The organism is Rhodococcus sp. (in: high G+C Gram-positive bacteria), assembly GCF_049286785.1.
Taxonomy (GTDB): Bacteria; Actinomycetota; Actinomycetes; order Mycobacteriales; family Mycobacteriaceae; genus Rhodococcus_F.
Genome location: NZ_JBAQEO010000794.1, coordinates 1 through 7,289, shown reverse-complemented (window position 1 = coordinate 7,289; position 7,289 = coordinate 1). Strand labels below are relative to the sequence as shown.

The following is a 7,289-nucleotide window of genomic DNA, read 5'->3' as shown; positions in this document are numbered from 1 at the left end:
ACGACCTTCTTCAACATCAACCGAGTATGGCAGAAAAACAACTGACTGTGGCTCTTCTGCCACTGTTTTCGCTGGATGTGGCAGATCAGGCTTGATGGATGACAACTCCGATTCTGATCCTCCTCTTCTTCGCGGGACTCGATCTGGTGGTCCTGTCCGGGCGCACGCCCGACACCCACCGGGAGGAGACGCAACACGGAGACTTCCGCTTTTGAGGGCCGGCAAGATCAGGGTGGCGCGGTGAGGTTCCATTCCTGCTTCGCGTCACCGTCCCACCTGCGGACGCCTGCTGCCCGGCCGATGATGTCGGCGGTCCCCAGGAGCCGGACGGCCTCGGGTAGCTGATCGGCGGGCAATCGTCGCGCCAGCGTCACGTGCGGTGTCCATTCGCCGGGACGGATGTGGGGTGGGATCTCCATCGCGCTTCGGGCGAGGTCGAACACCGAACGGTGGAGCGAGAGCAGGGCCTTCGACGGGACGACGAGGCGGGACAGGGTGACGTACCGGCCCCCGAAGAGGGTGAGGCCGCCCAATCGTAGTGGGAAGGACGGAGTCGGGACGCCACGGCGGAGAAGCTCGTCCACCTCCGGAGGCATGTGACGCGCGACGAACAGCGTGATGTGGGGCCGATTCGACTGCGCGCTGACGCGAGTCCGGCTGGGCAGCCCCGCATCCCACAGGTGTCTCCAGTCGGCGCGCACGGCATCGTCCGTCTGCTTGTCGAACAAGAGTTCCACGGACTGGACCATGGTAGGCAATGATGGCCTCATGAGCGGTGCTACGGCAAACACTTCGCCGACGCGGATCGGCCTGATGCTCGGCGACGGCATCGGCCTCGAGGTCGTTCCGGCCACCCAGCGGGTGGTCTCCGAGGCGGTGACGGCCGCTGGCGGCGCCGTCGAATGGGTCACATTGCCGCTGGGGCGGGCGGCGATCGAATCGCACGGAACGCCGATTCCCGACGGAACACTGGAGGCACTCGACGCTCTCGACGCCTGGATTCTCGGTCCGCACGACAGCGCGTCGTATCCCGAACCGTTCCGCGGTCAACTCACCCCCGGCGGCGTGATCCGCAAGAGATTCGACCTGTTCGCCAACATCCGCCCCGCGCGAGCGCTCGACGGGGTGGCCGCCATGGTCCCGGGCATGGACCTCGTCATCGTCCGGGAGAACAGCGAAGGGCTGTACTCGGATCGGAACATGTACTTCGGCAGTGGTGAGTTCATGCCCACCCCCGACGTGGCGTTGTCCGTCGGCGTGGTGACGCGGCAGGCGTGTGAGCGCATCGCCCGCACCGCATTCGCGCTGGCACGCAAGCGGCGCGGACGCGTCACGATCGTCCACAAAGCCAACGTGCTTTCGGTCACCACAGGCCTGTTCCGCGACGTCTGCCAGGAGGTGGGCGAGAGCTACCCGGACGTGCAGGTCGACGACGAGCACGTGGACGCCATGGCTGCACACCTCGTACGGCAGGGCGAAAAATTCGACGTCGTCGTCACCGAGAACATGTTCGGCGACATCCTGTCGGATCTCGCGGGCGAGCTGTCCGGTTCGCTGGGGACGGCACCGTCCATCAACGCCTCGGGTGAGAAGGTGATGGCGCAGGCTTCCCACGGCGCGGCGCCCGACATCGCAGGGCACAATCGCGCCAACCCGACGGCCCTGCTCCTCTCCGCGGCGATGATGCTCGACTGGCTGGCCGAACATCGCGCAGACGTGCATCTCGCGCATGCGGCGACACGGATCCGCGATGCGGTCCAGGCCACGGTCGCCTCCGGAGTCGCCACCGCGGACCTGGGTGGTCTGGCCTCCACCAGTGAGTTCACCGAGACCGTTCTTGCCCGCACGCGTCGTCGATGACATCGGAGCACCTTCGGACAGTTTCTGCCGAGTTTGTTGCCGTAATCTACCGTTCAATGTTTCGTGTGCTGATGCGATATCTGTGTGGGGTGGGGCGTGGACTGTGCGCACTCTTCGGAGCGGTTCTCCTTCTGCTGCTCTGCGCCGGGTGCGTCACGAACACCGAGGGGCTCGTTCCGGAGGGACCGGAGATTTCGGTCGCGAAGGTGAACGAGATCGCTGCGCAACTGCCGCCGCACGTCGCGCAGTCCGGTCTTCTGCAGGTCGGGGTGAACGTGCCGTACGCACCGAACGAGTTCAAGGACGAGGACGGGAACATCGTCGGATTCGACGTGGATCTGATGAACGCGGTCGGGCGGGTCCTCGGCGTCACCCCGGTGTTCAACCAGGCCGATTTCGACAAGATCATCCCGGCGATTCAGGCGGGTACCTACGACCTGGGCATGTCGTCTTTCACCGACACGAAGGAACGTGAGGAGTCGGTCGACTTCGTCACCTACTTCAGCGCGGGTATCCAGTGGGCGCAGCGTGCGGGTGAGAACGTCGATCCCGAGAACGCGTGCGGGTTGCGGGTCGGAGTCCAGACCACCACCACCGAAGACATCGACGAGGTACCGGCAAAGAGCCGCGAGTGCGTCGAGTCGGGAAAACCGCCCATCGACAAGGTGAAGTACGACAGCCAGGACGACGTCGCGAATGCCCTGATCCTCGGCCGGATCGACGCGCTCTCTGCCGATTCCCCGGTCACCGCGTACGCGATCACACGCAGCGCCGGCCGACTCGAAGCCGCAGGCGCACCGTTCGATTCCGCCCCCTACGGCTGGCCCGTGCCCACAGGGTCACCGCTCGCGCCCGTCCTGCAGCAGGCGATGCAACGGCTGATCGACGACGGCACCTACCGGAAGATCGCCGAGAAGTGGGGCGTCGAGGCCGGTCTCGTCGAACGCTCACGGATCAACGGTGCAACGAATTGAGCGGGAAGGACACCACGGAGATGACGACGACCGAAAGCGATGCGGGGGAGCCGGAACCCATCCGGGCTGTGCCGCTGAGGAGGCCGGGGCGGTGGATCGCGGCCGTTCTCGTCGTCCTCCTCCTTGGGCTCTTCGTGTACGGCGCCGCGACGAACGACGCATTCGGATGGGATGTCTACGGCCGGTACCTGTTCGATTCACGGATATCCGCGGCCGCCTGGAAAACCGTTCAGCTCACCGTCCTGGCGATGGCGATCGCCATCGGGCTGGGCGTACTCCTCGCCGTCATGCGACTTTCGCCGAATCCGGTGCTCAGGGCGACATCGTGGGGTTATCTGTGGGTGTTCCGCGGCACCCCGGTGTACGTGCAGTTGGTGTTCTGGGGCCTGTTCCCGTCCATCTACAAGCAGTTGGACCTCGGCATCCCGTTCGTCCACCAGTTCGTACACATCGACCTGCAGGGCATCAACGCCGCGTTCCTGTTCGCGGTCATCGGTCTGGGTCTGAACGAGGCCGCCTACATGGCCGAGATCGTCCGCGCCGGCGTCGGTTCGGTCAGCGAAGGCCAGACCGAGGCGTCGGTGGCATTGGGTATGACGTGGTCGCAAACCATGCGACGCACGGTGCTGCCCCAGGCCATGCGGGTCATCATCCCGCCCACGGGCAACGAGTTGATCAGCATGCTCAAGACCACGTCGCTGGTCACGGCAGTGCCCTACAGCCTCGAGTTGTACGGTCGTGCCAGAGATATCTCGGGTGCCAACTTCCAGCCCATCCCGCTGCTCATGGTCGCGGCGACCTGGTACCTGGCCATCACGAGCCTGCTCATGATCGGGCAGTACTACCTCGAGCGGTACTACTCGAAGGGCGTGACGCGCAAGCTCACCGCGCGGCAACTGCAGGCACTCGCCGACGCTCGAGGAAAGCCGCTCGTGATCGAACAGGGTCCCGGCACCTTGCCCGACACACCCGGAGGGGAACGAAAATGACGCCGATGGTCAAGGCGGACCGGGTCTGCAAGAACTTCGGTGCACTCGAGGTGCTCAAGGGTGTGTCGCTGGAAGTCGAGCGAGGACAGGTCCTCTGTCTGGTCGGTCCCTCCGGCTCGGGCAAGTCGACCTTCCTGCGGTGCATCAACCATCTCGAGCATGTCGACGCCGGGCGGCTGTACGTCGACGGTGAACTGGTCGGGTATTCCGAGCGCGGGGGCAAGCTGTACGAACTGCATCCGCGGGCGGCCGCCAAGCAGCGCCGGGACATCGGAATGGTGTTCCAGCACTTCAATCTCTTCCCCCACCGGACGGCTCTCGAGAACATCATCGAGGCCCCCATCCAGGTCCGGAAGCTGAGCAAGAAGAAGGCGATCGAACGAGCACATGATCTTCTCGACCAGGTCGGGCTGAGCGAGAAGGCCGACGCCTACCCCGCCCAACTCTCGGGCGGACAGCAGCAACGCGTCGCCATCGCCCGCGCCCTGGCGATGGATCCCAAGCTGATGCTGTTCGACGAACCCACCTCGGCACTCGACCCCGAACTGGTCGGTGAGGTTCTCACCGTCATGAAGGATCTCGCCGCAGGAGGCATGACGATGGTGGTCGTCACCCACGAGATGGGTTTCGCCCGGGAAGTCGCCGACCAACTGGCGTTCTTGGACGGCGGGGTGGTCGTGGAGTCGGGCGAGCCCCGCGAACTTCTGGCCAACCCGCAGCACGACCGCACCAAGGCGTTCCTCTCCAAACTGCTCTGACGCCCAACCCCGCCCGTCCCTTTTCCGCTCGAACTGTCTACGGGTTGTGGGGCTTTCGGCAGCTGAAGATGGCGGTGCCGGGGAAGATCTGACCGCGTAGAGGACTCCACTGGCCCCATTCCCGGTCGAGCCATTCGGGCCATTCGGGTTCGATGATGTCTCGCAGCTCGAGTCCGGCCGCCACGATCTCCCTCACCCGGTCACCGATCGTGCGGTGGTGTTCCACGTAGGTGGGGACGCCCTCGGCGTCGACCTCCACGTAAGGCGTGCGGTCGAAATAGGGGAGCGTCGCGGTGAGACCCCTCGGCCCGGGATCGTCGGGGAAGATCCAGCGGATCGGATGGTTCACCGCGAACACCCACAGTCCTCCCGGGCGGAGGATGCGGGCGACTCCGCGCATCACCTGCCCAGAGTCCGCAACGAACGGAACTGCACCAAAGGCCGAACATGCAATGTCGAAGCTACCGTCGGCGAAGGGGAGGTGCTCGGCTCCCGCCTGCACCAGCGGCACCGTCTGCCCACCCGTCCGCATCGCCTCGACCCCGCGGCTCAACATCGCCATCGAGATATCGAGTCCGACGACCCGGGCGCCCCGACCGGCGAGCCACCGGGCGCAGGGGGCCGATCCGGCGCCCACCTCGAGAATGTCCTTACCTGCCACCTCGCCCAGCAGATGGTGATCCCCCTCGTGGAGGCCCTCGGGGCACCACACGAACTCACCCTCCGCGACATCGACGCCGAGGAACTCACCATGGGTACGGTGGTAGTCGTCTGCGTCGGCGTCCCACCAGGCGCGGCTTGCCCGCTCGCTGGCCTCGGAATCGAGGCGGGTGCGGCGCACACCGCTGGTGCCGAGCAGATTGTTCGCTGTGGCGTGACGATCTTCCCCTGGCTGCGTGGGAGAAGTGGTCGGACGAGAGTCGGGCATGCGCAACAGAGTAGAGCGTGCGACCCGGCCTGGTTTGCCCAGCTAGCCCACGGGCGCGTAGCCTATTGCACGCGAGTGTCTGCGTGTGCGGCTTCGGAGTCGGTCCATGTGATCGATTGTCATTCCGATTCCGCAATTTTCAAACCCTCGTGGTGATCTGATTCGGTGGGAGTTTTCGTCGGATCAGATTGCGTGTCCGACAGAACATCATCAACCGACCACAACCCGTCCGGAGCAACCCAACACATGCCCTCCACCACCGTCACCTCGCCGCAGGTAGCCATTAACGACATCGGCTCCGCCGAGGACTTCCTCGCCGCCATCGACGCCACGATCAAGTACTTCAACGATGGCGACATCGTCGAAGGCACCATCGTGAAGGTCGATCGCGACGAGGTACTGCTCGACATCGGTTACAAGACCGAAGGCGTCATCCCTTCCCGTGAGCTCTCCATCAAGCACGACGTCGACCCCAACGAGGTCGTCTCCGTGGGCGATGAGATCGAAGCTCTCGTCCTCACCAAGGAGGACAAGGAAGGCCGACTGATCCTGTCGAAGAAGCGCGCTCAGTACGAGCGTGCCTGGGGCACCATCGAGGAGCTCAAGGAAAAGGACGAGGCCGTCAAGGGCACCGTCATCGAGGTCGTCAAGGGCGGCCTGATCCTCGACATCGGCCTGCGGGGCTTCCTTCCCGCCTCGCTCGTCGAGATGCGCCGTGTCCGCGACCTCCAGCCGTACGTAGGCAAGGAGATCGAGGCCAAGATCATCGAGCTCGACAAGAACCGCAACAACGTCGTCCTCTCGCGCCGCGCATGGCTCGAGCAGACGCAGTCCGAGGTTCGCAGCGAGTTCCTTCACCAGCTCCAGAAGGGCCAGGTCCGCAAGGGCGTCGTGTCCTCCATTGTCAACTTCGGTGCCTTCGTGGACCTGGGCGGCGTCGACGGTCTGGTGCACGTCTCGGAGCTGTCCTGGAAGCACATCGATCACCCGTCCGAGGTTGTCGAGGTCGGCACCGAGGTCACCGTCGAGGTTCTCGACGTGGACCTGGACCGCGAGCGAGTCTCCCTGTCGCTCAAGGCAACTCAGGAAGATCCGTGGCGTCAGTTCGCTCGCACGCACGCCATCGGCCAGATCGTGCCCGGTAAGGTCACCAAGCTGGTTCCGTTCGGTGCGTTCGTGCGCGTCGAAGAGGGAATCGAAGGCCTCGTCCACATCTCCGAGCTGGCCGAGCGCCACGTGGAGGTTCCGGACCAGGTTGTGGGCGTCGGCGACGATGCACTCGTCAAGGTCATCGACATCGACCTCGAGCGTCGTCGTATCTCGCTGTCGCTGAAGCAGGCCAACGAGGATTACAGCGCCGAGTTCGATCCGTCCAAGTACGGCATGGCGGACAGCTACGACGAGCAGGGCAACTACATCTTCCCCGAGGGCTTCGACCCCGAGACCAACGAATGGCTCGAGGGCTTCGACAAGCAGCGTGAAGAGTGGGAGAACCGCTACGCCGAGGCTGAGCGTCGCCACAAGATGCACACCGCTCAGATGGAGAAGACTGCCGCAGACGAGGCGGCCGAGGCTGCTACCGCTGCAGCCGGCTACTCCTCGGAGACCGGTGCAGGCGACAAGGAAGCCGCCGAGACCTCCAGCTCGGCTCCTGCCGAGTCCTCAGGTGGATCGCTGGCATCCGACGCACAGCTCGCGGCTCTTCGCGAGAAGCTGTCGGGCAACGCCTGATCGCCCTGCCCTGCCGGGCACAGCATGACGGGAAGCCCCGTACCACCTC

Annotated in this window: 7 protein-coding genes; 5 read left to right on the top strand and 2 right to left on the bottom strand. The window is 64.8% G+C overall.

The genetic code is table 11. The annotated features are described in order from the left end of the window. Positions 1-227: 227 nt before the first annotated feature. Positions 228-749, bottom strand: a complete 522-nt coding sequence (locus WAW17_RS28770) for a 2'-5' RNA ligase family protein (protein WP_422336262.1) — start codon at positions 747-749, stop codon at positions 228-230. A 19-nt stretch (positions 750-768) separates the two neighbouring features. Between WAW17_RS28770 and WAW17_RS28765 the strand changes: the two genes are divergently transcribed. The 4 genes from WAW17_RS28765 to WAW17_RS28750 all read left to right on the top strand — a co-directional run bounded on the left by WAW17_RS28765 (position 769) and on the right by WAW17_RS28750 (position 4,581). Beyond that, positions 769-1,860, top strand: coding sequence for an isocitrate/isopropylmalate dehydrogenase family protein (locus WAW17_RS28765; protein ID WP_422336261.1), 1,092 nt, complete (start codon positions 769-771; stop codon positions 1,858-1,860). A gap of 71 nt (positions 1,861-1,931) precedes the next feature. Beyond that, positions 1,932-2,834 (top strand): ABC transporter substrate-binding protein, encoded by a 903-nt coding sequence (locus tag WAW17_RS28760; protein ID WP_422336263.1) that lies wholly within the window; start codon positions 1,932-1,934, stop codon positions 2,832-2,834. Between the two features lie 20 nt (positions 2,835-2,854). Beyond that, entirely contained in the window at positions 2,855-3,823 is a 969-nt protein-coding gene (locus WAW17_RS28755; protein WP_422336260.1) for an amino acid ABC transporter permease, read from the top strand. Further along, the gene (locus WAW17_RS28750; RefSeq protein ID WP_422336259.1) at positions 3,820-4,581 is read left to right on the top strand and encodes an amino acid ABC transporter ATP-binding protein; all 762 of its coding nucleotides are present in this window, start codon (positions 3,820-3,822) and stop codon (positions 4,579-4,581) included. The genes WAW17_RS28755 and WAW17_RS28750 overlap by 4 nt, the downstream gene beginning before the upstream one ends. Positions 4,582-4,618: 37 nt before the next feature. Here the strand turns inward: WAW17_RS28750 and WAW17_RS28745 are convergent, their stop codons facing one another. Next, positions 4,619-5,509: a class I SAM-dependent methyltransferase gene (locus WAW17_RS28745; RefSeq protein ID WP_422336258.1), complete on the bottom strand. Its 891-nt coding sequence runs from the start codon at positions 5,507-5,509 to the stop codon at positions 4,619-4,621. Between the two features lie 246 nt (positions 5,510-5,755). Here WAW17_RS28745 and rpsA point away from each other — a divergent pair, with 246 nt between their 5' ends. Beyond that, positions 5,756-7,240: a 30S ribosomal protein S1 gene (rpsA, locus tag WAW17_RS28740; RefSeq protein WP_422336257.1), complete on the top strand. Its 1,485-nt coding sequence runs from the start codon at positions 5,756-5,758 to the stop codon at positions 7,238-7,240. Positions 7,241-7,289: the final 49 nt, after the last annotated feature.

Coding starts and splice junctions, on each gene's coding strand:
- WAW17_RS28770 (WP_422336262.1), bottom strand. CDS start 749: ATGGTCCAGTCCGTGGAACTCTTGTTCGACAAGCAGACGGACGATGCC.
- WAW17_RS28765 (WP_422336261.1), top strand. CDS start 769: ATGAGCGGTGCTACGGCAAACACTTCGCCGACGCGGATCGGCCTGATG.
- WAW17_RS28760 (WP_422336263.1), top strand. CDS start 1,932: ATGCGATATCTGTGTGGGGTGGGGCGTGGACTGTGCGCACTCTTCGGA.
- WAW17_RS28755 (WP_422336260.1), top strand. CDS start 2,855: ATGACGACGACCGAAAGCGATGCGGGGGAGCCGGAACCCATCCGGGCT.
- WAW17_RS28750 (WP_422336259.1), top strand. CDS start 3,820: ATGACGCCGATGGTCAAGGCGGACCGGGTCTGCAAGAACTTCGGTGCA.
- WAW17_RS28745 (WP_422336258.1), bottom strand. CDS start 5,509: ATGCCCGACTCTCGTCCGACCACTTCTCCCACGCAGCCAGGGGAAGAT.
- rpsA (WP_422336257.1), top strand. CDS start 5,756: ATGCCCTCCACCACCGTCACCTCGCCGCAGGTAGCCATTAACGACATC.